The sequence below is a fragment of the Brevibacterium sp. UCMA 11752 genome, assembly GCF_021532235.1.
GTDB classification, from domain to species: Bacteria; Actinomycetota; Actinomycetes; order Actinomycetales; family Brevibacteriaceae; genus Brevibacterium; species Brevibacterium antiquum.
In genome coordinates, this window is record NZ_JACBOS010000003.1 from 3,945,062 (window position 1) to 3,971,431 (window position 26,370).

A 26,370-nucleotide genomic window follows, 5' to 3' on the forward strand; every position below is an offset into this window, starting at 1 on the left:
TAGAGGGCGGTTGAAATGGGCGCAGAAAATTTTCCCGCCGTGTGTCGACGCGGCATAAACTTGTTCGACGTAGTGCATGAGAGAGTCTCGACCGAGACTCTCTGAAACATTGCTGACTAAGGAGTCATCATGAAGTTCATGCTCATCATGCGCGCAGTCGACCAGACCGCTGTGGACGCCTACGAAACCGCCGATTTCGAGAAGATCATCGCCGACATGGGTGCCTACAACGAATCCATGGTCAACGCCGGGGTCATGGCCGACGGCGCCGGACTCTCCGATGCCTCCGAAGGGGCAGTCGTCGACTTCAGTGAGGACGATCCCGTCGTCACAGACGGTCCCTATGGAGAATTGCGGGAGCTGTTCAACGGCTTCTGGATGGTCGAGGTCTCGTCCCAGGAGGAAGCGATCGAGTGGGCCAAGCGGGCCCCTTTGGGCGCCGGATCCCAGATCGAGGTGCGACGCGTCAATGGACCGGAGGACTTTCCTCAGGACAATGAGTGGATCCAGAAGGAACAGGAATGGATCGCCGAAGGGAAACTGGCCGGCAGTTGACCAGTGCCCCAGCCGATGACACCGATGCGGTTCACCGGGTCATCGCCGCGACGTGGCGGATCGAGGCAGCGAAGATCATCGCGGCCCTGACCCGCTACGTCGGCGATTTCGGGCTCGCCGAGGATCTCGCCCAGGAGGCAGTGACCGATGCGCTGTCCCAGTGGCCGAAATCCGGAGTTCCGGCTAACCCGGCCGCGTGGCTGACCACGGTTGCCAAGCGTCGGGCAATCGATTCGTGGCGAAGGCGAGAGCGACTCGACGATCGTCTGGTGAAGCTTGCCGGGGAGCTCGAAGGCCGTCAGGACGCGGACTTGGGTGGCCTCCCCTGGGATCCGGACGACATCGAGGATGATGTACTCCGTCTCGTCTTCATCGCCTGTCATCCAGTACTCGGTCGCAGCGCCCAGCTCGCACTCACGCTTCGGGTTGTGGGCGGACTCTCCAGCGAACAGATCGCCCGGGCGTTCCTCATTCCAGTCTCGACAGTGCAGCAGCGCATCGTCCGGGCGAAGCGGGCCCTGGCAGATGCTCAGGTTCCCTTCGAGCTTCCACCGGCCGACGAACAGCCGAAGCGGCTCAAGGGAGTGCTGGGGGTCCTCTATCTCATGTTCGCAGAGGGACACGTGACAACCTCCGGACCCGACTGGATGCGTCCAGAATTGGCAATGGAGGCTCTCCGACTGACCCGGGTGACTGCCGGTCTGCTCCCACACGATCCGGAGGTCCACGGTCTCGTCGCCCTCATGGCCTTCACCGTGGCCAGATTCCCTGCCCGCCTGGGGGCGGATGGCGAGCCGATCCTGTTAGCCGATCAGGACCGATCGAAATGGGATCGCTCGCTCATACGCCTCGGCTCTCGCAGTCTTGGGACCGCACAAGGTCTCCGTGCTGCACTCGGCCCCTATACGCTCCAAGCCATGATCGCTTGGTGTCATGCCGAAGCCAGTAGCGTTGAGGCCACCGATTGGGTGCGCATTGCGTCGCTTTACGACATGCTCAATCGAGCCGTTCCCTCACCTGTCACTCAGCTCAACCAGGCGATCGCGATCGCCGAAGCGCATGGCCCAGCTCGCGCTCTCCCCCTCGTCGATGACATCGACTCCACGGGAGCACTTGGGAAATTTCACCTTGTTCCCAGCGTGCGCGGTGAGCTCCTGTCCCGCCTCGGCCGGGATCAGGAAGCGCGAGGCGAATTCGAACGCGCGGCATCGCTGACGGCCAATGACCGAGAACGCGACATCCTCCTCGCCAAGCTTCGCAGAATTGAGTGCCGGCCGGCAGAGAGCACCGACAAGGCCGATCGTGGACGTCGACGAAGCACTGGCAACTGATCCAGCCGCCTCGTTTTGTACCTCGAGGATGCTCTCGACTACACTGATCGATGGCTCCCCGTGCGGCGTCATCTTGTGAACTCCCCCAGGGCCGGAAGGCAGCAAGGGTAAGCGAGCTCTGGCGGGTGCACGGGGAGTCCTTCATATCTCAAGGTCACAATTCCACAACTCCCCCTCCCCTATGTCAGTCCAGGTCAGGGACACTCTCGACGGCGAGAAATGGGCAATTCCCGACGATTTCAGGCATTGCTTTAATACTTTCGTGATTTGGCTTCACTAGCATAGTCTGCAGCTCTCATCCCCATTGTTCGAACGAGGATCCCTGTTTTGTCACCCAAGAAGATTCACGGGGCGGTTGCTGCCCTATCGGCAATCGCTCTGCTCACGGCCTGCACCCCCTCGGGCTCTGACCCCGATTCCACTCGCGATGATGCTAAGACTGCCGAAGCCGCTGCCGAAACTGTCTTCCGAATCGGCACGATCTCCGAGGACGAGGCAGCCAAGTCCCCTGCGCAGAGATCGTCAGCGAAGACTTCCGGTTCCACCTCATCGGCCGAGCCGACCGGCACCAAGTCACCCACCCCGGGACAGAGCGGGAAAGTCGTCGAATCGGGCACGGAGTCAACGGCCGAACCGGGTGAGCGCATCAGCCTCAGCGTCGAGAACGCGACACTCAGCGACATTTCGATCACCGAGTCCGAACACCCCCGAATCACATCTGACCCTGGAGTCTTCTTCGACACCGCCGGGGCCGAACTCGAGGCAGCCGACCAGAGCCAGAAGTCCTCTGATGAGGCGGGCTCTGCGACTCCAAGCGAAACCGCTGCAACCGAGGCCGCTGCGAAGAAGGACGCTGCCAAGGACGAGCACTCGGTCTTGGCTCCCGACGACGCTGCGGCCTGGGTTTCGGCCTACGGCCTCGTCGCCGACAGCACCTACGAGCTCTCGGCCACTGCCACCTCAGCGGATGGGCAGGAGCACGACTTCACTTCCACGGTCAAGGTGCCAGCCGGCGACGCCTCGCCGATGTCCGTGCGCACGACCCTCTCCGATGACCAGACTGTGGGCGTGGGCGCACCGATCATCCTCAGCTTCGGCTCCACAGTGAGCAAGCAGTACCGTGACGATGTCGAGCGTCGCCTGACGGTCAATGTCACCGACAACGAGGGCAAGAAGCGCAAGGTCGAGGGCTCCTGGGCGTGGCTGCCTGACGATCCGCAGTCACGTCTGCACTTCCGCCCCAAGGACTTCTGGCCCGCGCACTCGAAGGTCTCCGTCGACGCCCCACTGAAGAACGTCCCCACCACGACGAAGACGGTCGGCCAGAACGACCTCACCCTTGATTTCGACATCGGCCGCAAGCAGATCGTCAAGGCCGATGCCAAGTCTCACCGCATGACCGTCACCCGCGACGGCAAAGAGGTCATGGACTTCCCCGCCTCGCTGGGTGCGGCGAAGTCTCCGTCATACAACGGAACGCATGTGGTCATGTCGAAGTCGGCAGACTACACGATGACGTCCGAGCAGTGGGACTACGAAACCGACGTGCGCTGGGCCGTGCGCATCCACAACAACGGAGAATTCATCCACGCCGCTCCCTGGTCGACAGGGGTCCAAGGATCGGCGAATGTCTCCCACGGCTGCATCAACCTGTCGACCGCGCGCGCCAAGCAGTACTACGACTCGGCGATCTTCGGCGATCCGGTCGAGATCACAGGCTCGAACGTCAGCCTGTCCACCGCCGCCAGCGACATCTCCGACTGGGTCTACAACTGGGGCGACTGGAAGAAGATGAGCGCACTCGACTGATTGTCTGCAGTGCGCCCACCTTGCGTCCCCGTGTGCCGCTCGGCCTCTTGTCGTCCTACTTCTTGACCTTCTTCGCTGCCTTGTCGATCATCGGGACGTAGCGCTCGAGCGTCCAGGGAACGGTGAGCGGGTTGATGATCGACGAAGCGGTGACGAAGGCCTGGTCTTCGGGAGCGACTACCGCACCGGATTTGATTGCCGGAATGTTGGAGTACACGCTCTGTGACTCGATCTCCTTCTTGCTCTTCTCATCGGAGTAGAAGGTGAAGATGAGGTCAGAGTCGTCAAGCTTGTCGGCGTTCTCGAGGCCGATGAGAGCCGAGTCCGTGCCCGGAGCATCGTAGTTCGTCTTGAGCTTGTTGATGATGGGATCGGGGGTCAGACCCAGTGCCGAGACCATCGCCACCCGCTGCTCATTGGGGTAGAAGACGCCGAGGGTGCCCGGTCCGTCGTTGTAGATGTAGGAGAATGTGAGTCCCTCGTATTCGGACCGCTTGGCTTCGGAGAGCTGCGTCTTGATGTCGTCGACGAGCCCCTCAGACTCCTTCTTCTGGCCCAGTGCCTTGCCGATGGTGGTGATCTGCTCATCCCATTCGATGGTCCACGGCTGCTTGGGGTAGGCAACCGTGGGTGCGATGGCGTCGAGCTGCTTGTACTGATCGGCGGTGACGCCTGACCACGGCGCGAGGATCACATCAGGTTCGAGCTCGGCGACGGCTTCGACGTCGAGCTCCGTATCTCCCTGGAACTGCGTGGGAAGCTTGTCCCCCTTCTCCTTCACAGCCTCATGGATCCACGGCATGTAGCCGGTGTCATCGCTGCCCCAGGCGTATTCCTCCATGCCGACGGGGGTTTTGCCCAACGCGATGGCTGTCTCGGTCGAGCCCTGGCCGAGGGTCACGACGCGCTTCGGTTCGGCCTCGATGACGGCCTTGCCCAGCGCATGTTCGATCGTGACGGTCTGGAAGTCGCTTGAGGCCGACTTCTCCGCATCCGCCGAGCCCTGGCTGCAGGCGCTCGCGCTGAAGGCGAGCGTGACGATGGTGCCTATGGCCATGGCCCGGCGAGAGAGATGAGCTGACATTCCTGCCCTTTCGACTGTGGGGATCGCTGTCGACCCCTCAACATGAACATAGGACAGCCTAACTTAACCTTGTGGTGTTGGTGCAACTCGGCTGCTCAGCTGCAATTCGTCTGCTCAGAGCAGAAACTCGTGCCACCGCAGCCGAACGCTCCTAGGATCACACCATGGAACCACTTCGAGTCACGGACGGACAAGGCGATCAGGCCCCGGCGCTGCTGTGGCGCGAGACTCTCGGGCGGGTGCTGCGGCTGCGCCGCACCGAGCTGGCCCTGACCTTGGCACAGGTGTCGCGACGCTCGGGAGTGTCAACCCAGTACCTGTCCGAGGTCGAGCGCGGCCTCAAGGATCCATCGTCGGAGGTCATCGAGGCGATCGCCGTGGTTCTCGGCCTCGCACTCCCTCAGGTTCTCGTTCTCGCTGCCTCGTCCATGACGAGAGCTGCGCCCGCGTTCTCCGTCGACGGGCGCTCAGTCCCGCTCAGCGGTGGGCGGGCGCAGCTCTCACTCGTGGCCTGATCTCACAGTCCGGTCGGCTCAGCTCGTCGTCTCAGCTCGTCCCGGAATCGAGCTGATTGGTTCTCAGCACTTCGAGCCGTGCCCGATACTCGGCCTCGTCGATATCGCCTTGGGCGAAGCGCTCAGACAGGGTCGCCTCCGCGTTCTTCGTCGATCCGAAACGGCCCTGAGCATCCCCCCAGGGCGGTCCCCCTGCTTGGCGCCAGCGACGCCGGTTGAGCGTGATGATGAGGGTGACGACCAATCCGATGATGAGCACCCAGAAGATCGGGATGAGGAAGAAGAGCGGCCAGGCCGCGGGTCCGTGTTCCATGTGCATGATGCCTCCTTGTCAGGAATCCACGTCGCTCGTGGATATGACATCCATCCTTCGCCGCCGGGCGTCACGGCGAATCCCCCACCGGGAGTCACTTCAGGTACTCGCTGGGGATGAGCTTCTACTGGTCGCGCAGCCACCCCGGGGAGACCAACCCGGACTCATAGGCGAGCACGACCAGGTGGACCCTGTCGCGAGCGGCAGTTTTGGTCATGATGCGCGAGACATGGGTCTTCGCCGTCAGCGGGGAGAGGACCAGCCGGCCGGCGATCTCGTCGTTCGACAGCCCCTGACCGACGAGGGCGAGGACTTCGCGTTCTCGCTGTGTCAGCACATCGAGATGCTTTGCCGGCTCCGCCCGCAGGCCCAAGGACATCCTCGACAAGAGGTATTTGGTCACTTCGGGCGAGAGCAGCGCCTCACCCTCGGCAACGACGCGCACCGCTCTGATCAGGTCAACCGGCTCTGTGTCCTTGAGCAGGAATCCGCTGGCGCCTGCCCTGACCGCGCGCACGATGTACTCGTCGAGGCCGAAGGTCGTCACCAGCACGACCCGCACGTGGCCGAGGCCAGGATCGGCTGCGATCGCCTCGGTGGCCCACAGTCCGTCACCGCCTGGCATCCGGATGTCCATGAGCACGACGTCGACCGGTGTCGCTGCCAGCTTCTCCAGCAGCTCCTCCCCACCGGAGGCCTGCACGGGTTCCGCGTCCAACAGCGAGGCGAAGCCGGCGCGGACCAGCTGGTGGTCATCGGCGATCGCCACCGAGATATCGCTCATATCTGAGCCTGCCGATCCGATCGTGCGTGTCCGCTGGCCCAGGGCAGCCAGGCGCTGATGTGCGTGCCGTCCCCGCTCGCCGAGGTGATCTCGAAGCTTCCGTCGAGAAGTCTCGTCCTCTCCCGCATCCCGATGATTCCGGTGCCCGAGTCGTCGTCTCGCCCGAGCCTTGAATTGTCGGTTCCGTGGCCGTCATCGCCGATCTCGATGTGCAGGAACTCGCCGTCACGGAAGACTCTGACGTTCGCCTGAGTGGCGTGAGCGTGGCGGACCACATTCGTCAGCGCCTCCTGCACGATCCGGTAGGCGGCCGCATCGGCGGCACTGCCGGGGGTCTCTCGAGTCCCGTCGGCTCGAACTTCGCGCCTGTCATCGAGGTGGATGGATGGTCGGCCCGTCATCGCGGCGATGAGGGCCGGCAGATCGTCGAGGCCGGGCACTGGGGCCAGCGGCTCGGCTAGGCCTTCGCCTGCACTGCCTGAGTCGGAACTGGCTGAGTCTGCACTTGCTGAGTCGGGGTCGGCGGCGTCCGAGCGCATCGTGTGGAGCACGGAGCGGACCTCGTTGAGTCCCGTTCGGCTCAGCTCCTTGATGGCGGCGAGCGCGCGCCGGGCCTGCTCAGGGTCGCGGTCGAGGAGGTGTTCGCCCACACCGGCCTGCACGTTGATCTGAGACAGGGAATGGCCCAGCACATCGTGCAGGTCTCTGGCGATGCGCAGTCTTTCGGCCTCAATCACCTCATGGTGCCGGGCCCGCGCCTCCTCGGCCGCGATCCTCCTGCCCTCGCGCCTGCGTCGGGCGAAGGCTCCGATGCTCAGAGTAATGAGCAGACCGATCGTTGCAGAGGCCACACGCCCCACCGACCAGTCGACTCCCAGGAAGGGCCCGAGGAGCAGGGCACCCGACCAGACACCGGCGGCCGAGGCGATGGCCCAGATCTGGTGACCGCGGACCATGGCCACGACGAGAGCGAAGAGGAACGCCGCATAGAACGGTGTCATCTCAGGCCCGGTCAGCCCCTGCGCCCACATTCCGCCCGCCCCCTCCCCTGACCAGGGACGACGGCCTGGACCATGGGCCCACACACCGGACAGGCTGGATCTTGCCAGGGCGGCCCACACGACAATGTCGACCAGCGTCAGCCCGGCGATGATCGCGACTCTCGGGCCCGGCCAACGTGCGCACAGCAGGAAGATCATCGGGGACACCAGGGCCACTGCGATGCGCACACCGCCGACCAGGGCATCGGCACCATCGTACGAGGCCATGAACAGCGCGAAGGGCAGCTGCAGCAGCAGGGCCAGGACGCTCAGTGCAACCAGGCGCAGTCGAGGTCGATGACGGACAGGACGATCAGAATCGGTCTCGCTCGCCTCGGCGGGGGCACGCCTGGATCGGCTCATCCTCCGATCGTAGTCACTGGTGCCGGATTCGGCGTCGTACCACGGGAGTATCTGAGGGGACTTCCCACGGAGTACTGCTGCCCGGGAGCGCCTCAGAGGATCTGATCGACGAGGCCGAAGTCCCGGGCAGCCTGCGCATCGAGGACGAGGTCCCGGTCGAGGTCGGCGTGGATCTGCTCTAGGCTGCGCCCGGTCCCCTGCGCCAGCATCGCCTCGACCTCACGTCGTTGTCGGGCGATCTCGTCGGCAGCGACGATGAGGTCGGGGATTGCTCCGCGTGCACCCTCGGCATGGGGTTGGCGCAGCACTGCTCGAGCGTGTTCGAGCATCGAGCGCTGGCCGGGCTCTCCGGCGGCCAAGAGCACCGCGGCATCAGCGGCCGCCTGCCCCACGCAGATGGTCGCCACCGGTGCCCCGATGTGCTGCATCGCGTCGTAGATGGCGGTCATGGCCGTCAGCGATCCGCCCGGTGAGTTGATGTACATCTGGATCGGAAGTTCGCGGCTGCTCGCCTCGAGATGGAGCAGCTGCGCGATGACAGTGTTGGCCACCCCGTCGTCGATCGGCACGCCCAGGTAGATGATGCGGTTGCCCAACAGGTGGGAATACACGTCGACGATCTTCTCCCCACCACCCGAGCGGTCAACGACATTCGGAATCGTGTACTGGCTCATGGCGCACCGATCCCGCCGCGCAGATCGGCTGGGGAGTCGACGACGCGGTCGATGAGCCCGTAGTCGAGTGCCTGCTTCGCGGTGAACCACCGATCACGCAGGGAATCCTCGAAGATGCGCTCATATGTCTTCCCCGTCGCCTCGGCGATGCGGTGCAGGACCGAGTCGCGGACGTTGCGCAGATCCCCGGACTGCAGTTCGATGTCCGCGGCGGCACCCCCGATGCCTGCCGATCCCTGGTGCAGGAGGATCCTGGCGTGGGGCAGGGCGAGTCGTCTGCCGGGTGTGCCCATCATGAGCACGAACTGCCCCGCCGAGGCGGCCCACCCGAACGCCACCGTGACCACATCATTGGGCAGAGTTTCGATCGTGTCGGCGATCGCGTGCATCATCGGCACCGACCCGCCGGGTGAGTTGATCCACAGGTGGATGTCGCTGTGGGGATCCTCGGCGGAGAGGAGGACGAGGCGGGAGATGATCTCCATGCCGTTCTCATCACGCAGCTCCCCGTTGAAGACAACCGAGCGGTAGGCGTAGAGCATTCTCTGGGATTCGGGGATGGACGTCGGTGTGGGGGCATCCTCCGGGTCGCCCCACCTCGGCGGGATTGGGACATTTCTGGTGTCGATTCGTGTGTTCATGTCACCACTGTGGCTGCCGCTGCGCCAGGCGGGAAGGTGTTTCCGCTCCAAGCGGGAGTCTGCCGCTGTGAGCGGACAGTTCCGCTTTCCCAGACGACGTGCAGTACCGTCGTGATAAAATCAAGCGACGATTTCAACTGGAAGGTCGACCGGAATGCTGCTGAACCTGTGGATGACAGTTCAGTTCATCGTGGTGCTGTTGAGCGCCGATGTCGATTCGGTCATTCCCCAGTCGTCCATGCATCTGATCGTCCTCGTGCTTCTGGGCGCGGTGCTGCTGTCACCGGTGGCGCCCTGGGCGGCGAACGCTCTCGTCAGGGCTCTGTCCCTGGCTCCCCACGGTCCCTGGATGCGACGTGAGCGAACCGAGGTTCGCGGATTCCGCATACCTGAGGAGCCCGGGACTCCGGGCACCGCGCAAGCCAGAGCCCCCTCCTTCGTCGTTCGCTCCTTCGCCTGAACGACGACTTGATCGCCGTGCCCTGAGGCGCGGTCTCTGACGTCACTCCTGCCTGCTCCCTGAGAGCCTGCCCGTGTGTCGCCATGCGTCGTTCAGTCCATGAACCCCCATGACGACATCACCACTGCTGCCTGCATGCTTATGCGCATCGGCGGCGCCCAGGAGGGCACTCACCATGAACATCTACGAATTTCCACCCATTGAACTGCTCGTCAACGCCGCCTATTGGGTCGTCACCTGGCTCTCGACCCTGCTCGAACCACTGGCAGGCAGCGCAAGCGCCGCGCTGGCCATCGTGGTGCTCACGCTCGTCGTCCGCGCCGTCCTCATCCCCGTGGGCCTGTCACAGGTCAGAGCCGGAAACACGCGACGTCGGCTGGCACCGAAGATCTCCGAGCTGCAGTCCCGACACAAGAAGAATCCCGAGCTCATGCAGCAGAAGATCATGGAGCTCTACAAGGAGGAGAAGGCCTCCCCGATGGCCGGCTGCCTGCCCGTGCTCGCTCAGATGCCGGTGCTCATGGCCGTCTACGGAATCTTCATCCAATCCACGATCGGCGGGCATGCGAATGAGCTCCTCAATCATTCGCTGCTGGGCATCCCCCTCAATGCCGGCTTCGTCGGTCTCCTGGGTAGCGGGGATCTGACGGTGGTCAGTACTGCGGTCTTCGCCGTCATCGTCGTGATCATCACTGTCGTCGCAGCCCTGTCGCGGCATCTCCTGACCCCCGAAATGCCGCAGACGCCGCCGGTCCAGGCTTCCACCACCGATCGACCTGCTATGCCGGACCTCTCCGGCGTGACCAGGGTGCTGAGCTTCATGCCGTTCATGACGGCGGTCATCGCCCTGTTCGTGCCGCTGGCGGCCACCCTCTATCTCATGACGACGACGGCATGGACCTTGGCAGAGCGTCTCGTACTCAACCGTGCCTTCAAAGTTGACGAGCAGGACCAGGCCCAGCAGAAGATTCAGAGCAGCTCGGCCGCCTGAAGAGATTGTCAGGCTGATGGCCTAGCATCTGCGACATGAGCACACATCGAGACCTCGCGCGCCGCCTGGTGGATGAGCACGGTCGCACATTCGCAGCCGAGGCGGCAATCACCTTGCGGGACAAACCCGCTCCGCTGTGGCAGCTCCTCGTTCTCAGCCTGCTGCTGTCGACGCGGATCAGCTCTGATATCGCCGTCGGAACTGCACGTGAACTCTTCTCCACTGGGTGGAGGACGCCCCAGCGCTTGCGCGAGAGCACGTGGCAGCAGCGAGTCGATGCGCTTGGGCGCGGAGGCTATCGCCGGTATGACGAGAGCACTGCGACCCGCCTGGACGAGGCAGCCGCACTCCTCATCGATCGGTGGAACGGAGATCTTCGCCGACTGCGTGACGAGGCCGGGGCGGACGCCGCTCGCATCTCGAAGCTCCTGCAGGAGTTCACCGGGATCGGTCCCACCGGAGCCAGCATCTTCCTGCGTGAGGCGCAGCAGGTGTGGCCCGAGGTCCGACCGTTCACCGACAAGCTCGTTCACAAGGGAGCCAAGACCGCTGGCCTGCCCGAAGATACCGACGAACTGGCCGAACTGGTCGCCGGGAACGAGTTCGCGAATCTGGCCGCGGCACTCGTGAGAGTGGCTCAGAACCCTGGCCTTCTCGACGGCTGACCCCGGTCACGCGGGCGAAGGACAGAAGAAGGCCCGGGCCGGAGGAAGAATCCTCCGGCCCGGGCCTTCTCAGCACCGGTGACTGACCTACGCCGACACGGGCACCTCGGAAGATGACACGATCACGCGCAACGCTCCGTCTTCGACGCTGGCGCTGACGGTTCCGCCCTCTGACACCGCGTCGTTGACGAGGAGGTCAGCGATGCGGTCGTCGAGCTCACGCTGGATCACACGCCGCAGCGGTCGAGCACCGAACTCGGGTTCGTACCCGGCATCGGCAAGCCATTCCACAGCATCCTCGGACACGCTCAGGCTGATGTCCTGGTGCGCCAGACGCTGCACCGACTGCTCCAGCTGGAGACGGACGATGACGCGCAGCTGCTCACGGTCGAGCCGCGAGAACATCACGGTCTCGTCGATCCGGTTGAGGAACTCGGGGCGCATGACTTCCTTGAGCTTGCCCATCACCTTTGCACTCAGGTCCTTCTCGGTGACCTTCGCATCGGTGGAGCTGAAGCCCAGCGGGGTGCTGCCGGCCATGAACTCGGAGCCCAGATTGCTCGTCATGATGACGACGGTGTTCCGGAAGTCCACGGTTCGCCCCTGTCCGTCGGTCAGACGACCGTCGTCGAGGACCTGGAGCAACAGATTGAATGCGTCAGGGTGGGCCTTCTCGACCTCATCGAGCAGGATCACCGAGTACGGCTTCCGCCGGACCTGTTCGGTGAGCTGACCGGCTTCGTCGTAACCGACGTAGCCGGGAGGCGAACCCACTAGGCGCGATACGGTGTGACGCTCGCCGAACTCACTCATATCGAACCGGATCATCGCCGACTCGTCGTCGAACAGGGTCGCTGCCAGAGACTTGGCCAGCTCCGTCTTGCCCACGCCTGTGGGGCCCAGGAACAGGAAACTGCCGATGGGACGGTTCGGGTCCCCCATGCCCATCTGTGACCGGCGAACGGCCTTGGACACCGCGGTCACCGCATCGTCCTGGCCGATGACACGGCCATGCAGGACCTCTTCGAGCTTGGCCAGTTTGGCCTTCTGTCCCTGAGTCATGTTCCCTGCTGGGATTCCCGTGGCACGGGACACGACCTGTGCGATCTGGTCGGCGTCGACGACGCTGGGATTGGCGTCGGCCTCAGCCTGCATCGTGCCGTCCGGGTTCTCGGCTGCATGCAGCTTCGCCCCAAGACTCATGATCTCGTCGCGGAGTTCTCCTGCGCGCTCATAGTTCTCTTCGCCGATGGCGGTGCTCTTCTCGGTTTCGAGCCGCTCGATCTCCGTCCGCAGAGCCTGGGCATCGATCTTGGGCCCACGACGCAGCGACAGACGAGCTCCCGCCTGATCGATGAGGTCGATCGCCTTGTCCGGCAGGAACCGATCGTTGATGTAGCGGTCGGAGAGCTCCACCGAGGCGCGGATCGCCTCAGGTGTGTACGTCACATTGTGGTGCTCGGCGTAGCGGCCCTTGAGCCCGTCGAGGATCGCCACAGCATCCTCGATGTTCGGTTCTCCCACACGCACCGGCTGGAACCGACGTTCGAGAGCTGTGTCCTTCTCGATCGTGCGGTATTCCTTGAGAGTGGTCGCACCGAGCAGGTGCAGATCTCCTCGGGCCAGCCTGGGCTTGACGATGTTGCCGGCGTCCATCGAGTTGGATTCGCCGTTGCCGCCAGCACCGACGAGGGTGTGGAGCTCGTCGACGAAGACGATCATCTCGCCATCCTCGGCAATCTCGTCGAGTGCGCCTGTCAGACGCTCCTCGAAGTCGCCGCGGTAACGTGTGCCCGCGAGCATTCCCGGCAGATCGAGTGCGATGACTCGTTTGCCTGACAGCTGTGCCGGAATCTCGCCGCTGTGGATGGCCTGAGCCAGTCCTTCGGCGATCGCGGTTTTGCCGACGCCTGCTTCGCCGAGGAGCACCGGGTTGTTCTTGGTGCGTCGGGCCAGGATCTCGATCGTCTCCTGAATCTCCTCAGCTCGTCCGATCACCGGGTCGAGATCACCATCGGCTGCCAGCGCCGTGAGATCCGTCCCGAAGCGCTGGAGCATGGTCTCTTCCGACTGCCCGGCTCCGGGACCGCCTTGCGGATCGCCGGCCTCAGCGGCCTCGGCTCCGGCCTGCAGCCGCTCCTGCGTCACGCCCGCCTGGGCGAGGATGCGACCGGCAGGCATCTCGTGGTTGAGCACGAAGGCGAAGAACAGGTGCTCCGGGTCGACGTAGGTCGAGCCGAATGCCCGCGCTACCTGGTAGGCGTCAAGGAGCGCACGCTGACCGGAACCGGTCAGGGTCAATGCTCCCTCGGGTTTCGTGCTCGAGGATGCGGGCAGGCGCTCCTCAACGGCGTGGGCGACCTGTTCGGGGTCCGCGCCGGCTTGGCGAATCGCTGAGATGCCGGGTTCGGTCTCTGCCATCGTGCGCAGAATGTGCAGGGCATCGACCTCTGACTGACCGTGCTCTCTGGCATAGTCAGCGGCGTTGTCGATGACCTCGTGACTGCGCTTGCTCAGCAGCTTGTTGATGTCGACGCTGCGCCCCTGGCGGGCGCCCTGTTGTCCTTGCAGAAAACGGGCAAGGAACTCGTCGAATGAATCTCCGCCAGAACCGGCGGATCCGAAGAACGTAGCCAATCTGACCTCCTGTCGAAAGTTGAGCCTATACGACTCAATCAACGACGAAGGCGGTGGTCTTATTCCCGAGTGCCGACTTCGACTTCCCGACTAGCCCTTCGAGGGCCAGCCGTTGGGCTCGCAGCCCTGCAGCCCCTTGGTCTGCTGCTGCATGAGCGGAGCGGTCTCACCGGAACCGGGGCAGGATTCATGGCCGTGGCCCAGTGCATGCCCGACCTCATGATTGATGAGGTACTGCCGATACTGGGTAGTGTCGTCGAATTCGTCTGTGGCAGACACCCAGCGTTTGGCGTTGAGGATGACGTTGTTGCCGTTGCGACACGAGAGCTTGCCCAGGGTGCGCAGCGGCAGGCACATCTCGTCGACCGTGTCGGGGCTGGCGATGGAGATCATCGCGTCCGGGCCCTCATCGACCATTTCGATCGAGACATCATCGAGGTCCTGCCAACCGCGTTCGTCCTGGAGAGTGGTGATGATGAATGCGGCCGCCTCGTCGACGTCGATCGGGAGATTGTCCTCGACCTGCAGTGCGACCGTGAAGGTCTTCCCCTCGTCCCGGTTCGGACCCGTCTCCTTCTTCGGGCGGTCCCATTCGCCGCTGCCGTTCATATCGATGTCGGACTCGCTCACACCGGCAGCACCGGCGGCTTCGACGTCGGGCGTGGAGGATTCGCTCGGCTCGGGACTCGGCGATGCCGACCCGCTCGGCTCGGCAGAGGCCGAAGCAGCCGGTACTAGTGTCTCGGACGACGACGGCGCGGGCCGGGTCTCGTCATCGGACTCGGGCGCGCAGGCACTGAGTCCGATGAGCAGAGAGGCGACCACGATCGCCGAGGCGGTCCGCAGAGGACGTCGTGAGTGCAGTGGGCCTTGTGAATTACGGGGAGTTCTCGACACTCTGCCGAGTCTAGCGTTCCTGTGCCCGTTCCCGGGCGGTTCGACTCAGAACGTGAGTTCTCCCCCGGGACCGCGCAGGCGCGCACGCAATCGGCATTCCGCCCCCTCGACGACCTCGGTGTCACCAGCGCCGAGCACCTCGAGCACCTCCCGCGCCGCCTCGGGCTCTGGGGATTCCACACGGAATTCGAGCAGCTCCACGGAAGGGAGCGGCGCCTCGGCGGGGTGGGTCGACTCTCCCCAGTCGATGAGGAACGGCTGCGCACCGTCGTGCGGCAGCGGCGAGCGGGAGGTCAGCCGCCATTCGAGGAGGTCGCCCTCGGCGGTCTCCCGGGACATGTCGTTGACCTCACCGAAGTCGATGTCGGCGGAATTCGCACCGGCGACCTTCGCGAGGAAGGCATGTGGGTGGATCGCCCAGGTCTGCAAGGTCAGGCCCTGCGCCAGATGTGCATCCAGCGGCAGGATGCCGTCTGCCGGTGGCTTCTGCTGTGCGTCCGGGCCCAGTATCTCAAGATAGGTATGGGCACCGGCGTCCCAGCCTGTTGGGGCAAGTCCGACAAGATAGTTCGCGGTTCCTCGGCCGGGGTGACTTCCGCCGGCGACGGGGCGGACCCCGGTGAGGCGCTCGAATTCAGCAACCCCAGCTTCGAGTTCAGGCACCGTGATGATGAGGTGGTCAAGATTGGCGGGAATCGTACTCAGATCGTCCATGATCCACCGGGACCTTTCAGTGTGGCGTGCAGGGTTTGGGTGACTCCTGCCTCAACCTCGATGGTAGCCCCCAAGGATCGCAGAACTCTGGATGTTGTGTCCACATCTGGGCTCGTCGCCCAGAACCGCTCGAGGCGAACAGTGGGCATCGCCTGCCGTGCGGGATGCACAGAATCCTTCCAATCGATGAGGAAGGGCTGGATTCCGCCCAGTGCCAGCGGTGTCCGTCTCGTCAGTCTCCATTCGAGAAGCGTGCCTTCGGGGGTGCGGCGGGTCATGTCGTGAACCTCGCCCAGGTCGATGTGCGGTTCGATTGATCGTGCGGCTGAGGTGACGAGTCCGTCGAAGTCGGCCGGGTGGATCGCCCACCGCTGCACAGTGGGCTCGGTGATCCCCGCCAGGCGCGAAGCCGCGAGGCCCGGATCCTGTTCGGGGTCGGGGCCGAGGATCTCAAGGTAGATATCACGGCCGGCCCCGGTACCGACCCCCTCGAGACCAAGCAGAGCATTGGCCGTGCCCAGACCCGGATGAGCGCCCCCGGGAATAGCCTCCACACCGAGAATGCTGTGATATTGCTCAACACTTTCAGCGAGATTGGGCACAGCAATGACGAGATGGTCGAATTTCGGAGGCAGCAACATGACTCAATGTTAAGCGATCAGATTGACGCTCAGCATGCCGATGCGCTTAACTCAAAACATGCAGACACAACCGGAGGCCCGAATGCTGTGGCGCCGAATCCACATCGATCTCAAGAGGCTCACCAGCTCCAATTGTTGAGCTATATCAACAACTGCTTGAGCAACTGATCCACCCCAGACCTCGGTTTCATCTGCACAAAGGACCACATTCCATGACGGACCTCCGTCCCTCCACCTCGGCGAGCCCCAGGCGTTCCTACGGCCGACGCAATTTCCTCAGCCTCGGGCTGGGACTGGGCACCATCATCACCCTCAGCGCGTGCACACCCTCGGACACCGAGCCGCTGCCCGAGGGCGGCGACCCGGTGCAGGGCGGAGTCCTCACCTACTTCGAACCTCAGACCTGGACACTCCTCTACCCGCCCTCGGTCGGGTTCTATCCCAACGGCGGCATCATGAACAACATCTCCGCGCGTCTGCTGTGGCAGGACCCGGAGACTCTCGAACTCCACCCCTGGCTGGCCACGCAGCTGCCGGAGATCAACGGCGATGCCACCCAATTCACGTTCACGATCCGCAGGGGCGTGACCTACTCCGACGGTTCAGCGCTGACGGCGCAGAATGTGGCAAAGAACTTCGACCTCTTCGGCAGAGGCGACGAGACCCGCACTCTCCCGGTCTCCGAGCAGATCTCGAACTATGAGAGCAGCGAGGTCCTCGACGATCATCGGGTCCGCTTCCACTTCAGCGCCCCCTCCCCGGGGTTTGCCCAGGCGACATCGACGATGAATGCCGGTCTGCTCGCCGATTCGACACTGGGACTCGACGCCGAGGGATTCGGTCCCGGCGGTGCCACACAGATCCACACCTGCGGTCCGTTCCGCATCACCGAGGAGACGATCGGGACGAAGCTGTCCGTGCGCGTCCGCGAGGACTACGACTGGGCGCCTCCGCACTTCGAACACCAGGGCCGAGCCCACCTCGACGGCATCGACTACCTGGCCAACAATGAGTACTCGGTGCGCATCGGAGCCGTGCTCTCCGGGCAGGCCGACGGTGTCCGCGACGTCCAGGCCCCCGACGAACCCCGGGTGAAGGAACAGGGTCTGAGCCTCTATGCCAAGGCCACGAACGGCATCAACAACAGCATCAACTTCCGTTTCCGACACGAGCTGCTGTCCGATCTCAAGGTCAGGCAGGCCATCATCGCCGCCGTTGACCGGCAGGAGATCGTCGACAAGCTCTTCACCCCCAACTACCCCTTGGCCACCGGGCTCTTGGCCAAGGGAGCCATGGGCTACAAGGACCAGTCCGGATCCTGGGTCCATGACCCCGACGAAGCGAACCGACTGCTCGACGAGGCAGGCTGGTCCGAACGCAATGACGCTGGCTTCCGCATCAAGGATGGTCAGGTCCTGGAACTGTCCGTCAACATCGCTTTGCCGCAGCCCCGCTCGAATGAGGTGCAGACGCTCGTCCAGCAGCAGCTGCGCCACGTCGGCGTGCGCCTGTCCATCAATCCCGGTGACCAGTCCAAGCAGACGCTGGACGCCCTCGATCTCGATCGCGTGCAGATCTATCATTCGATGGTCGCCCGCGCGGACTTCGACAATCTGCGGTCGAACTACTCTTCGGTCAACCGTGACGTCTTCCTCAACGGGAAGGACCGTGACGACGCTGGTGATGAGAGCATTGATCCCGAGGTCGACCGACTGCTGGACGAACTCGCCTCGGAGCCTGTGACGAAGAAGCGCCAGAAGGCTGCGGAGAAGGTCCAGGACTACCTCGTTGAGAACGCCTATGTGCTGCCGTTCTTCGAAGAGCCGCAGGTCTTCGCCTTCCGCCGCCGAGTCAACGGTTTCGCGACCGAACCGGTGGGTCGCCCCGACTTCTACAGCACATGGTTGGCAGGTCAGAAATGATCCTCGACGTCCGATACCTCTTCCTGCGCCTGGGGCAGGCTGTTCTCGTCCTCCTCCTCGCATTCACCGCGGCCTTCATCCTGCTCAGCCTCATCCCGGGCGACGGAGTCACCGCCAGGTTCGCCGACCCGGCACTGGGCCTCTCGGCCGATCAGATCGCCACGATCCGGAGCGAGACCGGGGCCGATGAATCCTGGATCAGCCGCTACTTCCTCAGCCTGGGCGGGTTCCTCACCGGCGACTTCGGGTTCTCCGTTCAGACCGGGGCCGCCGTGTCGACGATCATCACCGCGGCCCTGCCCTCGACGGCGGTCCTCGCCCTGTCCGGGTTCGTCTCAGCCTTGGTCCTGGCCGTGGTCATCGCGGTGCTGGCGACCTACGGGCCGTTTCGCTGGCTGCGCAAGATCCTCGACTCCGTGCCCAGTCTGTTCATCTCGATTCCCGTGTTCTGGCTCGGTATCCTGCTGATCCAGATCTTCTCCTTCCAGCTCGGGTTCGTCTCCGTGGTCTCCCCCACCCCCGCCGAGGCGCTCGTCCTCCCGACCCTGACCGTGGCGGTTCCGCTGTCGGCCCCGATCGCGCAGGTCCTCATCCGCTCCATCACCGATGTCAAGGCTTCCGGATTCGTCAAAGTCACCTCGGCGAAGGGCGCGAGCGAACTGTGGATCCTCGTCCACTCCGTCGCCCGCAATGCGATCCTGCCCGGGCTGACGATCATCGGCCTGGTCTTCGGCGAACTCGTTGCCGGCGCCGTGGTCACCGAAACCGTGTTTGGGCGCAACGGCATCGGCCAGATCACGGCCCAGGCAGTGACCCACCGCGACAATCCGATCCTCCTGGCCGTCGTCGTCATCGCGACCCTGACGTACGTGATCATCAACCTCATCGTCGACCTCCTCTATCCCGTCATCGACGTACGCCTGCGTTCTGGGGCAGGAACCACCTCGGCGGGGAAGAAGCCTGCCGACGAACCCACTCGCCGAGCGCTGACGACCACCGCTGCCAGCGTCGGAGTCGACCTCGACTGGGACGAGAAGGACACGCACTCATGAGCCTCATCGACACCTTCGCCCGCACCCCCGGCGCCGGCTCGCCGCGTCCGGCATCGAAACGGCGCAGCCGCACCCGGGCGAGCATCGGGCCCGCCACCATCATCTCCGGGTTGGTCCTGCTCATCGCCGTTGCGTGGGCACTCTTCCCGGGGCTGTTCACCCACCATGATCCCAATGACGGCGGAACCACTCCCGCGCTGCTGGCCCCGAGCCTCGACCATTGGTTCGGCACTGACCAGACCGGGCGTGATGCCTTCACCCGCGTCGTCTACGGCGCATCTCAGTCCCTGCTGGCCGCGCTCGTGGCAGTGGGCGTCGGCCTTGTCGTGGGAACGGCGATCGGACTCATCGCCGGCACCCGCCGCGGCTGGCTCGACGATGTGCTCATGCGCTTCATCGACGTGCTGCTCTCGATCCCCGCGATCCTGCTCAGCCTCTCGATCGTCATCGTCTTGGGCTTCGGCACCATCAACGCGGCCATCGCCGTCGGTGTCACAGCCATCGCCCAGTTCGCACGCCTGTCGAGGTCAGAGGCGGTGCGGATCAACACAAGCGACTTCGTGGCCGCGGCCTACGGCTCGGGCGGCACCTTCTTCTCCGTCCTCTTCCGCCACATCCTGCCCAACTCGATCTCGCCCGTCCTGTCCCTGGCCGTGCTGCAGATCGGATCCGCGATCCTCCAGATCTCGACCCTGGGCTTCCTGGGCTACGGCACTCCCCCGCCGACACCGGAATGGGGCCTCATCATCGCCGAGGGCCGCAACTTCGTGGCCACCGCCTGGTGGCTGACCGTGCTGCCCGGCTTCGTCGTCATGGCCATCGTCCTGGCCACCCATCAGATCGGCAACACCCTGCGAAAGGCGACATCATGACCGAGAGCGCACCGCTGCTGTCCGTCCAGGATCTCAGTGTCGCCTACTCCCAAGCAGCGGCCCCAGCCGTCGACGGCGTCTCGTTCGCCGTTGCTGCCGGGTCGATGACCGCGGTCGTCGGCGAATCCGGGTCCGGGAAGTCGACGACCGCGAACGCGGTCATCGGTCTGCTCCCGGAATCCGCGCAGATCACTGGTGGGCACATCCGATTAGGCGAGGTCGATCTCGGTGCGCTGGGCGCCAGCGCCTGGCGGGGAGTCCGCGGCAGTCAGATCGGCTATGTTCCCCAGGACCCCGGCAGTTCCCTCAACCCCCTGCAGACCATCGGGAAATCCGTCGCCGAGGCGCTGCGGATCCACAAGCGTGCCGACCGGAAGTCCGCCCGCGGCCAGGTCATCGACCTGCTGGCCAAGGTCGGCATCGATCGTCCGCAGATGCGTGCCGATCAGTTCCCGCACGAGCTCTCCGGAGGCATGCGTCAGCGGGTGCTCATCGCATCGGCCATCGCACTGCGTCCGCGTCTGCTCATCGCCGATGAGCCGACCTCGGCGCTTGATGTGACCGTGCAGAAGCAGGTCCTCGATCTCCTCGATGGGCTGCGGGCCGAGACCGGGACGGGCGTCCTCTTCATCACTCACGATCTGGCTGTCGCCGGTGAACGCGCCGATGATGTCGTCGTCATGCAGTCTGGGAAGGTCGTCGAGGCCGGTCCGGCAGCTCGGATCTTCTCCCGCCCTGCGACCGACTACACCGCCCGACTGCTCGCCGATGCTCCGGCGTTGAAGACGAAGGCGCGCCACACCGCGACCGCCGAGGACTCGCAGGCAGACTCATCCTCAGCAGCCTTCGTCTCCGTCGAGGGACTGACTCAGGTCTATGCCCGCAACGAGGATCAGGTCATCGGCGTCGACGATGTCTCGCTGAGCGTTCAACCCGGGACCACACACGGCATCGTGGGCGAATCCGGGTCCGGCAAGACCACAACCGGCAAGGCCCTGGCAGGGTTCCTCACCCCGCAGTCCGGGCGCATTCGCATCGGCGATTTCGACACCGCCGATTCCGTGAAGGGCAATGCCGCGCGCGTCCGCCGTCGGGACTTTCGACGCAGAGTCCAACTGGTGCACCAGAACCCGTATTCGGCATTGGACCCGAAGCACTCGATTCGGCAGATCCTGACCGAACCCCTGCGCAATTTCCGCATCGGGACCAGGGCTTCGCGTGCCGGACTCGTCGCCGAGGCTCTTGACCGGGTGTCGCTGCCGACAGAGTTCCTCGACCGGCGGCCGCAGGAGCTCTCCGGCGGTCAGCTGCAGCGAGTGGCGATCGCCCGGGCGCTCATCGCCGGTCCGGAACTCGTCGTCTTCGATGAAGCGGTCTCCGCCCTCGACGTCACCGTGCAGGCCCAGATTCTGGACCTCCTCGATGAGCTCCAAGTGGAGCTTGGTCTGACATATGTCTTCATCTCCCACGATCTTGCTGTCGTGCGTCAGATCGCTGATACGGTGTCGGTGATGTCGCAGGGACGCCTGATGGAGAACGGACCGACGGAGGACCTCTTCGCTCGCCCGCAGACACACTACACACGCACCCTCCTCGACGCGATCCCCCGCCCCGTGATGCTCCACGGCGGCGAGGACGCGAAGAATCCGACACCGCTCGCAGCCGCAGAAAGATGAGACCACCACGATGACGAACAGCTCCCCCGGACCCCGGCTCGGATTCTTCACACGCCTGCTCGAGGACGCTCCGGCCGACCAGCGCTACCGGTTCGCGCTCGAACAGATCCAGGCGGCCGAGACCCACGGCTTCGATTCGGCCTGGGTCGCCCAGCACCACTTCTCCGCGGCCGAGGGTGGTCTTCCCTCCCCGCTCGTGTTCCTCGCCCATGCGGCGGCGCAGACGTCTCGGATTCGACTGGGCACAGCGATCATCACCCTGCCGATGGAGAACGGTGTGCGTGTGGCCGAAGACGTCGCAGTCACCGATGTGCTCTCCGGCGGGCGCCTTGAGATCGGACTCGGTTCGGGCGGAAACCCCAAGTCGTTCCCGGCCTTCGGCACCAGTTTCGATGTCCGCCGCGAAGTCTTCGCCGACAACCTCGCCGCGCTGAAGACTCTGCTGGCAGGGAGATCATTGGACACCGGACACACCCTCTACCCGCAGGCCTCCTGCCTGTCTGACGGTCGCGGACTCTCCGAACGACTCTGGCAGGCCACCTTCTCCTCCGGCGGTGCCGGAGCGGCCGGTGCCGCGGGTGATGGCCTCATGCTCTCTCGCACGCAACCCCGTGCACAGGACAACCCAGGGGCACCCCTCGACGAGGTGCAGCTGCCGGTCATCGACACCTATCTGTCGAACCTGCCGGCGGGGATCGAGCCCCGCATCCTCGCCTCCCGCACGGCCGTCGTCGCCGAGGCCAAGGATCTGCCGGCGCTGCGTGCGCTGACGGAACCGGCGCTGCGGTCCGAGGCAGACCGCCTCGTCGGCTACGACACCTCGGGCCTTTGCCTTGATGAGCTGCTCGTCGCCACGGATACGTTCCTGGGCACCTCCGAGCAGGTCGTCGAACGCCTCTCGACAGACCGTGTCCTCTCACGGGCCACCGACGTCAGCTTCCAGGTGCACTCGGTGCCCGCGACGAATGAGACCACCCTGCGATCCATCGAGCTGTTGGCCACCGAGGTGGCACCGGCTCTGGGACTGACATTGACGACAGAACAGGCGGCCTGACATGACCGACATCATCAACACCCTGGCGGGAATCGCCGCGCAGGACCCGCTCGATGCTCTCCGCGATCACCGTGCACAGGCCAAGGAGAATGCGCAGCTCAGCTTCGAAGCTCTCTTGGAACCTGCCGAGGCCGAGGAGTTCTCCCAGCGAGATCGCTACGCCGTCGCCGCCTTCACCGCCGGGCTGCTGGGATCTCCTGCCGCCGAGGAGTTCTACCGCGACCTCCTTCGCGACGAGGACGAGGTCGCGTCCTGGGCAATCGCCGAACTCCTCGACGAGGCTCTGCCCGAACTCGACTCCCGGTCATCCGGGCACGGTCCCTATGGAATCTTCGAATCCGCTGCACTCGCTGACGAGAACGTCATCGGACCATGGTTGTCAGTGGAGAAGAAGTCCATCGAAGTCCTCGGTCCGCAGCTGGCCGCCGGGCTCGAGTTCGCTCATCTTCTGGTCCTGCATCCGCGAGATTCTCGACCCGAACATATGGCGCTGCTGCTCGATGCCGGATGGGACGAGGATTCGATCGTCACGCTCGCGCAGCTTGTCTCGTTCCTCAACTTCCAGATCCGCATCAGCACCGGGCTGACGGCACTGGTCCACGCACCGGCCGCGGCCCTGGCCCCCGTCGCAGACGAGCCACCGGAAGCGGTCGACGATGACGGCGAGGCCACCTCGGCGAGGGAAACCGCTGCCTCTTCGAAAGGCAGCGAAGCTCTGGCCCGGGTGGGCGATCGTGTCAGCTCCTACTCCGATCTCAAACGGCCCTCATTGTTCCAGCAGTCCGGATTGGGGTGGGTGCCCTGGATCGCACCCGTCGCCGAGGCGGAGCTGACCGATGTCCAGCGCGAGGCTCTGATCGAGGCGGGGCGGGCGAAGAACCCCTACTTCCGTCTGTTGGCCAGAGATCCTGCGGCTCTGCGGGCCCGGACGCTGACCGATCTCGACATCTTCTTCAACACCACCGACGGACTCGGCCGGGCCGAACGCGAGCTTGCCGCGACCGTGGCCTCACGTCTCAACGGGTGCCTGTTCTGCGCCTCGATCCACTCGGACCGGGCCACTGAGGAATCCGGGCGCCGCGACCTGGTGCAGTCGCTGCTCGACTCTGGCATTCACACACCGCCGAACCTCGGCGACGCGGTCTGGGATGCTGTCGTCGACGCCTCCGCGGCGCTCACGCTCACGCCCCAGGCGTTCGGCCCGGCGCATGTGACTGCACTGCGCGAAGCCGGTCTCGAAGACGCGGACATCGTCGACGTCCTCAACTGCGCGGCCTTCTTCAACTGGGCCAATCGGCTCATGCTCTCCCTGGGAGAACCGGAGGTGCTGGCACCCGGAAAGTGACCAGGCTCAGCGATCGCGCCGTGCCCTGACCACGACGTCGTCGATGGTGATTGTGCGGCCTCCAGGTCCGACCATCGTCCGCTGGGCCTCTTCGGCGGTGACGAGGGTCCAGACCGCTGGATCGAGACGGCCCGTGATGGAGTCGGCGGTGGCTGAGGCTTCTGCAGGTGGGTGAGATTCGCCATGGCCGTGGTGGTGGAGGTGGCCGACGATGAGCAGGGTTCCGCCGGGTGCCACCCAGGCGGCGATGCGGTCGTAGAAGTCCAGCTGCCCCATCGCAGGATGCGCATAGTGGGTGGTGACCAGGTCAAACTGCGTCTCCGGTTCCCATACGGACAGGTCAGCCTGGACCCATGCGATTCGTCCGGCCTTCCCGGCAGCGGCCGCACGATCCTCGGCATAGTTCAGCGCAGTGTCGGCGACGTCAGCGCCGGTGACGTCCCACCCCTTGTCCGCCAGCCAGATGGCTTCTGCTCCGGCACCGCAGCCGGCATCGAGGGCAGTCCCGGGTTCGAGCTCACCGATCTCGTGGACCAGGTGGGGGTTCGGATCGCCTGAGCTCATCATGGGGGCTCGTTCGCCGTCCCAGGTCTCGTCCCAGTAGTTCTTATCGAATGAGTGAGTCATCAGCTTGCCTTCCCGGCCTGCTCGTCGTTCAATTCTGCCGCTGCACGATCGAGGTCTTTGAAGATGAGATCGGTGTTGATGTGCTGGGCGGCGAGCGCTCCGGCTGCCGCCGCACCGCTGACCTGTGCTCCGATGTCTGTGGCGTTGCCTGCGACCCAGACACCCGGGACCGAGGTCAGTCCGAAGGATTCGGTTTCGATGAAAGCTCCTGCTGGATGTGCCGTGGGTTCGAGACCGATGCCTGCGAACAGTTCGGTCCGCGCGACCATCGGCGTTGCCACGACCGCGGCGTCCACAGCGACCACCTGCCCATCGTCCAGACGTACACCGGTGAGTGTGTCGTCGATGATCTCGAGGCTGGCGATCCCGCCTTCGATTACTGGGATGTCGAGTGCCTGCAGCTTGATCTGCTCGTCCTCGCTGAGCTCGTGGTCTCCGGCGAAGAGCATCACCTGGTCACTCCACTGGCGGAACAGGAATGCCTTGTGGACGGCCATCGGGGTGGTGACGAGGACTCCGATGCGGCCATCCCGAACTTCCCACCCATGGCAGTACGGGCAATGGAGCACGCCATGGCCCCACTGTTCGCGGACACCCGGGATCTCGGGCAGCTCATCGACCAAACCGGTGGCCATGAGCAGGCGCCTGCCTTCGACCGCATTCCCACTGCGTAAGCTGAGCGTGAATCCGTCCTCGGCGCCGCTGACGGCGACGACTTCATCGTCGATGAGCTCCCCTCCGTAGCCGAGCACCTCTTCTCGTCCTCGCGTCAGCAGCTCCTGAGGACTGATGCCTTCGTGGCCCAACAGCCCGCGCACTCCGTCCGCGGGTGCGTTGCGCGGTTGGCCCGCGTCGATCACGGTCACGCTCCGGCGTGCGCGGGCCAGGGTCAGGCCCGCACTGAGGCCGGCCGCTCCCGCTCCTACGATCACGACGTCTCTGATTGCGCTCTTCTTCTCTGCCACGCTCATGCCTCTCGTCCTCCCAAGAAATCAGGAACTGCCTTTGCGACGTTCCAATACTTCGATGGTGACAAGCACGACGCGCCATTGCAAATGAGTTTGCCGAATGGCAAAATAGTGAGCATGGATGAACTCATGGACCGCACCCTCGATGCTGTCGGACCGCGCCTGAAGCAGCTGCGACAGCGCCGCGACATCACTCTCACCGATCTTTCCGAAGAGACCGGCATCTCGATCAGCACACTGTCCCGACTCGAAGCCGGTCACCGCCGCCCCAGCCTCGAGCAGCTTCTGCCCTTGGCACGCGCATTCGGAGCCACTCTCGACGAGCTCGTCGATGCTCCACCGACTGGGGATCCGCGCATCAATCTGCGTCCGATCCCCAGTGGTGACGGTCGCACCATCCTGCCTCTGACCCGTCGGGCCGGGGGCATCCAGGCCTACAAGTTCGTCCTTCCCGCCGGGGACGACGAGACAGTGCCAGAGCTGCGCACCCATGAGGGCTATGACTGGGCGTTCGTCCTCAACGGCAGACTCCGACTCGTCCTGGGCGAACACGACCTCATCCTCGAACCAGGCGAGGCCGCCGAGTTCGACACTCGCACTCCGCACTGGTTCGGCGCCACCAGCTCAGGACCAGTCGAATTCCTCAGCCTCGTCGGCAAACAGGGAGAACGAGCCCACATCCGAGCGGCACCGAAGCGCCACCTCGGCGCAGAGCAGAAGCGCCAGGCGAACTGACTGGC

General features: G+C 64.5%; 27 protein-coding genes and 1 other RNA gene. 16 read left to right on the forward strand and 12 right to left on the reverse strand.

The genetic code is table 11. The features are described from left to right. Positions 1-129 precede the first annotated feature (129 nt). The 4 genes from HU144_RS17850 (at position 130) to HU144_RS17865 (ending at position 3,695) form a co-directional block, all read left to right on the forward strand. Positions 130-555, forward strand: coding sequence for a YciI family protein (locus HU144_RS17850; RefSeq protein ID WP_198397794.1), 426 nt, complete (start codon positions 130-132; stop codon positions 553-555). Beyond that, complete coding sequence (locus HU144_RS17855) at positions 522-1,886, forward strand: RNA polymerase sigma factor (protein WP_235352432.1); 1,365 nt, start codon at positions 522-524, stop codon at positions 1,884-1,886. Before HU144_RS17850 ends, HU144_RS17855 begins: the two co-directional genes overlap by 34 nt. A gap of 49 nt (positions 1,887-1,935) precedes the next feature. Further along, positions 1,936-2,031, forward strand: an RNA gene (gene ffs / locus HU144_RS17860) — signal recognition particle sRNA small type. 182 nt (positions 2,032-2,213) lie between these two features. Beyond that, entirely contained in the window at positions 2,214-3,695 is a 1,482-nt protein-coding gene (locus tag HU144_RS17865; protein WP_235352433.1) for a L,D-transpeptidase, read from the forward strand. Between the two features lie 55 nt (positions 3,696-3,750). Here the strand turns inward: HU144_RS17865 and HU144_RS17870 are convergent, their stop codons facing one another. Beyond that, on the reverse strand, positions 3,751-4,779 hold the full coding sequence (locus HU144_RS17870) for an iron-siderophore ABC transporter substrate-binding protein (protein WP_235352434.1): 1,029 nt from the start codon (positions 4,777-4,779) through the stop codon (positions 3,751-3,753). Positions 4,780-4,943: 164 nt separating this feature from the next. On the opposite strand from HU144_RS17870, the gene HU144_RS17875 reads away from it, so the two are divergent. Beyond that, positions 4,944-5,294 carry a helix-turn-helix domain-containing protein gene (locus HU144_RS17875; protein ID WP_235352435.1) on the forward strand — a complete coding sequence of 117 codons (351 nt, stop codon included), beginning with the start codon at positions 4,944-4,946 and terminating at the stop codon, positions 5,292-5,294. A gap of 31 nt (positions 5,295-5,325) precedes the next feature. Here HU144_RS17875 and HU144_RS17880 read toward each other — a convergent pair whose 3' ends face one another. The 5 genes from HU144_RS17880 to HU144_RS17900 all read right to left on the reverse strand — a co-directional run bounded on the left by HU144_RS17880 (position 5,326) and on the right by HU144_RS17900 (position 9,109). After that, complete coding sequence (locus HU144_RS17880; RefSeq protein ID WP_235352436.1) at positions 5,326-5,613, reverse strand: SHOCT domain-containing protein; 288 nt, start codon at positions 5,611-5,613, stop codon at positions 5,326-5,328. A gap of 118 nt (positions 5,614-5,731) precedes the next feature. Next, a complete protein-coding gene (locus HU144_RS17885; protein WP_235352437.1) occupies positions 5,732-6,391 on the reverse strand; it encodes a response regulator transcription factor in 660 nt (219 codons plus the stop codon). Then, a complete protein-coding gene (locus HU144_RS17890) occupies positions 6,388-7,794 on the reverse strand; it encodes a sensor histidine kinase (protein WP_235352438.1) in 1,407 nt (468 codons plus the stop codon). Before HU144_RS17890 ends, HU144_RS17885 begins: the two co-directional genes overlap by 4 nt. 92 nt (positions 7,795-7,886) lie before the next feature. Further along, positions 7,887-8,468 (reverse strand): ClpP family protease, encoded by a 582-nt coding sequence (locus HU144_RS17895; protein WP_235352439.1) that lies wholly within the window; start codon positions 8,466-8,468, stop codon positions 7,887-7,889. Continuing rightward, complete coding sequence (locus HU144_RS17900) at positions 8,465-9,109, reverse strand: ClpP family protease (RefSeq protein WP_235352440.1); 645 nt, start codon at positions 9,107-9,109, stop codon at positions 8,465-8,467. Before HU144_RS17900 ends, HU144_RS17895 begins: the two co-directional genes overlap by 4 nt. A gap of 154 nt (positions 9,110-9,263) precedes the next feature. Here HU144_RS17900 and HU144_RS17905 point away from each other — a divergent pair, with 154 nt between their 5' ends. The 3 genes from HU144_RS17905 to HU144_RS17915 all read left to right on the forward strand — a co-directional run bounded on the left by HU144_RS17905 (position 9,264) and on the right by HU144_RS17915 (position 11,225). Beyond that, complete coding sequence (locus HU144_RS17905; RefSeq protein ID WP_235352441.1) at positions 9,264-9,569, forward strand: hypothetical protein; 306 nt, start codon at positions 9,264-9,266, stop codon at positions 9,567-9,569. A gap of 175 nt (positions 9,570-9,744) precedes the next feature. Beyond that, entirely contained in the window at positions 9,745-10,560 is an 816-nt protein-coding gene (locus HU144_RS17910; RefSeq protein WP_235352442.1) for a YidC/Oxa1 family membrane protein insertase, read from the forward strand. A 35-nt stretch (positions 10,561-10,595) separates the two neighbouring features. Further along, positions 10,596-11,225 (forward strand): endonuclease, encoded by a 630-nt coding sequence (locus tag HU144_RS17915; RefSeq protein WP_235352443.1) that lies wholly within the window; start codon positions 10,596-10,598, stop codon positions 11,223-11,225. 87 nt (positions 11,226-11,312) lie between these two features. Here HU144_RS17915 and HU144_RS17920 read toward each other — a convergent pair whose 3' ends face one another. From HU144_RS17920 to HU144_RS17935, 4 genes are all read right to left on the reverse strand, one after another. Then, positions 11,313-13,862, reverse strand: a complete 2,550-nt coding sequence (locus HU144_RS17920; protein WP_235352444.1) for an ATP-dependent Clp protease ATP-binding subunit — start codon at positions 13,860-13,862, stop codon at positions 11,313-11,315. Between the two features lie 90 nt (positions 13,863-13,952). After that, on the reverse strand, positions 13,953-14,759 hold the full coding sequence (locus tag HU144_RS17925) for a DUF3152 domain-containing protein (RefSeq protein ID WP_235352445.1): 807 nt from the start codon (positions 14,757-14,759) through the stop codon (positions 13,953-13,955). Positions 14,760-14,804: 45 nt separating this feature from the next. Beyond that, the gene (locus tag HU144_RS17930; RefSeq protein ID WP_235352446.1) at positions 14,805-15,473 is read right to left on the reverse strand and encodes a VOC family protein; all 669 of its coding nucleotides are present in this window, start codon (positions 15,471-15,473) and stop codon (positions 14,805-14,807) included. Further along, a complete protein-coding gene (locus tag HU144_RS17935) occupies positions 15,461-16,114 on the reverse strand; it encodes a VOC family protein (protein WP_235352447.1) in 654 nt (217 codons plus the stop codon). Before HU144_RS17935 ends, HU144_RS17930 begins: the two co-directional genes overlap by 13 nt. 82 nt (positions 16,115-16,196) lie before the next feature. Between HU144_RS17935 and HU144_RS19585 the strand changes: the two genes are divergently transcribed. From HU144_RS19585 to HU144_RS17965, 7 genes are all read left to right on the forward strand, one after another. Continuing rightward, positions 16,197-16,253, forward strand: coding sequence for a putative leader peptide (locus HU144_RS19585; protein WP_353843990.1), 57 nt, complete (start codon positions 16,197-16,199; stop codon positions 16,251-16,253). 73 nt (positions 16,254-16,326) lie between these two features. Next, complete coding sequence (locus tag HU144_RS17940) at positions 16,327-18,036, forward strand: TIGR04028 family ABC transporter substrate-binding protein (protein WP_235352448.1); 1,710 nt, start codon at positions 16,327-16,329, stop codon at positions 18,034-18,036. Then, entirely contained in the window at positions 18,033-19,088 is a 1,056-nt protein-coding gene (locus tag HU144_RS17945) for an ABC transporter permease (protein WP_235352449.1), read from the forward strand. Before HU144_RS17940 ends, HU144_RS17945 begins: the two co-directional genes overlap by 4 nt. Beyond that, positions 19,085-19,960 carry an ABC transporter permease gene (locus HU144_RS17950; RefSeq protein ID WP_235352450.1) on the forward strand — a complete coding sequence of 292 codons (876 nt, stop codon included), beginning with the start codon at positions 19,085-19,087 and terminating at the stop codon, positions 19,958-19,960. Before HU144_RS17945 ends, HU144_RS17950 begins: the two co-directional genes overlap by 4 nt. After that, positions 19,957-21,636 (forward strand): dipeptide ABC transporter ATP-binding protein, encoded by a 1,680-nt coding sequence (locus HU144_RS17955; protein WP_235352451.1) that lies wholly within the window; start codon positions 19,957-19,959, stop codon positions 21,634-21,636. Before HU144_RS17950 ends, HU144_RS17955 begins: the two co-directional genes overlap by 4 nt. Before the next feature lie 10 nt (positions 21,637-21,646). Further along, positions 21,647-22,690, forward strand: a complete 1,044-nt coding sequence (locus tag HU144_RS17960) for a putative FMN-dependent luciferase-like monooxygenase (protein WP_235352452.1) — start codon at positions 21,647-21,649, stop codon at positions 22,688-22,690. 1 nt (position 22,691) lies between these two features. Continuing rightward, positions 22,692-24,035 carry an alkylhydroperoxidase domain protein gene (locus tag HU144_RS17965; RefSeq protein WP_235352453.1) on the forward strand — a complete coding sequence of 448 codons (1,344 nt, stop codon included), beginning with the start codon at positions 22,692-22,694 and terminating at the stop codon, positions 24,033-24,035. A gap of 6 nt (positions 24,036-24,041) precedes the next feature. Here HU144_RS17965 and HU144_RS17970 read toward each other — a convergent pair whose 3' ends face one another. Then, entirely contained in the window at positions 24,042-24,662 is a 621-nt protein-coding gene (locus HU144_RS17970) for a class I SAM-dependent methyltransferase (protein WP_235352454.1), read from the reverse strand. Then, a complete protein-coding gene (locus tag HU144_RS17975) occupies positions 24,662-25,633 on the reverse strand; it encodes an NAD(P)/FAD-dependent oxidoreductase (protein WP_235352455.1) in 972 nt (323 codons plus the stop codon). The genes HU144_RS17970 and HU144_RS17975 overlap by 1 nt, the downstream gene beginning before the upstream one ends. Positions 25,634-25,747: 114 nt before the next feature. On the opposite strand from HU144_RS17975, the gene HU144_RS17980 reads away from it, so the two are divergent. Further along, positions 25,748-26,365: a helix-turn-helix domain-containing protein gene (locus HU144_RS17980; RefSeq protein ID WP_235352456.1), complete on the forward strand. Its 618-nt coding sequence runs from the start codon at positions 25,748-25,750 to the stop codon at positions 26,363-26,365. Positions 26,366-26,370 lie beyond the last annotated feature (5 nt).

What these genes read in the sequence shown, in the direction of transcription:
- HU144_RS17850 (WP_198397794.1), top strand. Translation starts at nt 130, where the DNA reads ATGAAGTTCATGCTCATCATGCGCGCAGTCGACCAGACCGCTGTGGAC.
- HU144_RS17855 (WP_235352432.1), top strand. Translation starts at nt 522, where the DNA reads ATGGATCGCCGAAGGGAAACTGGCCGGCAGTTGACCAGTGCCCCAGCC.
- HU144_RS17870 (WP_235352434.1), bottom strand. Translation starts at nt 4,779, where the DNA reads ATGTCAGCTCATCTCTCTCGCCGGGCCATGGCCATAGGCACCATCGTC.
- HU144_RS17875 (WP_235352435.1), top strand. Translation starts at nt 4,944, where the DNA reads ATGGAACCACTTCGAGTCACGGACGGACAAGGCGATCAGGCCCCGGCG.
- HU144_RS17880 (WP_235352436.1), bottom strand. Translation starts at nt 5,613, where the DNA reads ATGCACATGGAACACGGACCCGCGGCCTGGCCGCTCTTCTTCCTCATC.
- HU144_RS17885 (WP_235352437.1), bottom strand. Translation starts at nt 6,391, where the DNA reads ATGAGCGATATCTCGGTGGCGATCGCCGATGACCACCAGCTGGTCCGC.
- HU144_RS17890 (WP_235352438.1), bottom strand. Translation starts at nt 7,794, where the DNA reads ATGAGCCGATCCAGGCGTGCCCCCGCCGAGGCGAGCGAGACCGATTCT.
- HU144_RS17895 (WP_235352439.1), bottom strand. Translation starts at nt 8,468, where the DNA reads ATGAGCCAGTACACGATTCCGAATGTCGTTGACCGCTCGGGTGGTGGG.
- HU144_RS17900 (WP_235352440.1), bottom strand. Translation starts at nt 9,109, where the DNA reads ATGAACACACGAATCGACACCAGAAATGTCCCAATCCCGCCGAGGTGG.
- HU144_RS17905 (WP_235352441.1), top strand. Translation starts at nt 9,264, where the DNA reads ATGCTGCTGAACCTGTGGATGACAGTTCAGTTCATCGTGGTGCTGTTG.
- HU144_RS17910 (WP_235352442.1), top strand. Translation starts at nt 9,745, where the DNA reads ATGAACATCTACGAATTTCCACCCATTGAACTGCTCGTCAACGCCGCC.
- HU144_RS17915 (WP_235352443.1), top strand. Translation starts at nt 10,596, where the DNA reads ATGAGCACACATCGAGACCTCGCGCGCCGCCTGGTGGATGAGCACGGT.
- HU144_RS17930 (WP_235352446.1), bottom strand. Translation starts at nt 15,473, where the DNA reads ATGGACGATCTGAGTACGATTCCCGCCAATCTTGACCACCTCATCATC.
- HU144_RS17935 (WP_235352447.1), bottom strand. Translation starts at nt 16,114, where the DNA reads ATGTTGCTGCCTCCGAAATTCGACCATCTCGTCATTGCTGTGCCCAAT.
- HU144_RS17940 (WP_235352448.1), top strand. Translation starts at nt 16,327, where the DNA reads ATGACGGACCTCCGTCCCTCCACCTCGGCGAGCCCCAGGCGTTCCTAC.
- HU144_RS17945 (WP_235352449.1), top strand. Translation starts at nt 18,033, where the DNA reads ATGATCCTCGACGTCCGATACCTCTTCCTGCGCCTGGGGCAGGCTGTT.
- HU144_RS17950 (WP_235352450.1), top strand. Translation starts at nt 19,085, where the DNA reads ATGAGCCTCATCGACACCTTCGCCCGCACCCCCGGCGCCGGCTCGCCG.
- HU144_RS17955 (WP_235352451.1), top strand. Translation starts at nt 19,957, where the DNA reads ATGACCGAGAGCGCACCGCTGCTGTCCGTCCAGGATCTCAGTGTCGCC.
- HU144_RS17960 (WP_235352452.1), top strand. Translation starts at nt 21,647, where the DNA reads ATGACGAACAGCTCCCCCGGACCCCGGCTCGGATTCTTCACACGCCTG.
- HU144_RS17965 (WP_235352453.1), top strand. Translation starts at nt 22,692, where the DNA reads ATGACCGACATCATCAACACCCTGGCGGGAATCGCCGCGCAGGACCCG.
- HU144_RS17970 (WP_235352454.1), bottom strand. Translation starts at nt 24,662, where the DNA reads ATGACTCACTCATTCGATAAGAACTACTGGGACGAGACCTGGGACGGC.
- HU144_RS17975 (WP_235352455.1), bottom strand. Translation starts at nt 25,633, where the DNA reads ATGAGCGTGGCAGAGAAGAAGAGCGCAATCAGAGACGTCGTGATCGTA.
- HU144_RS17980 (WP_235352456.1), top strand. Translation starts at nt 25,748, where the DNA reads ATGGATGAACTCATGGACCGCACCCTCGATGCTGTCGGACCGCGCCTG.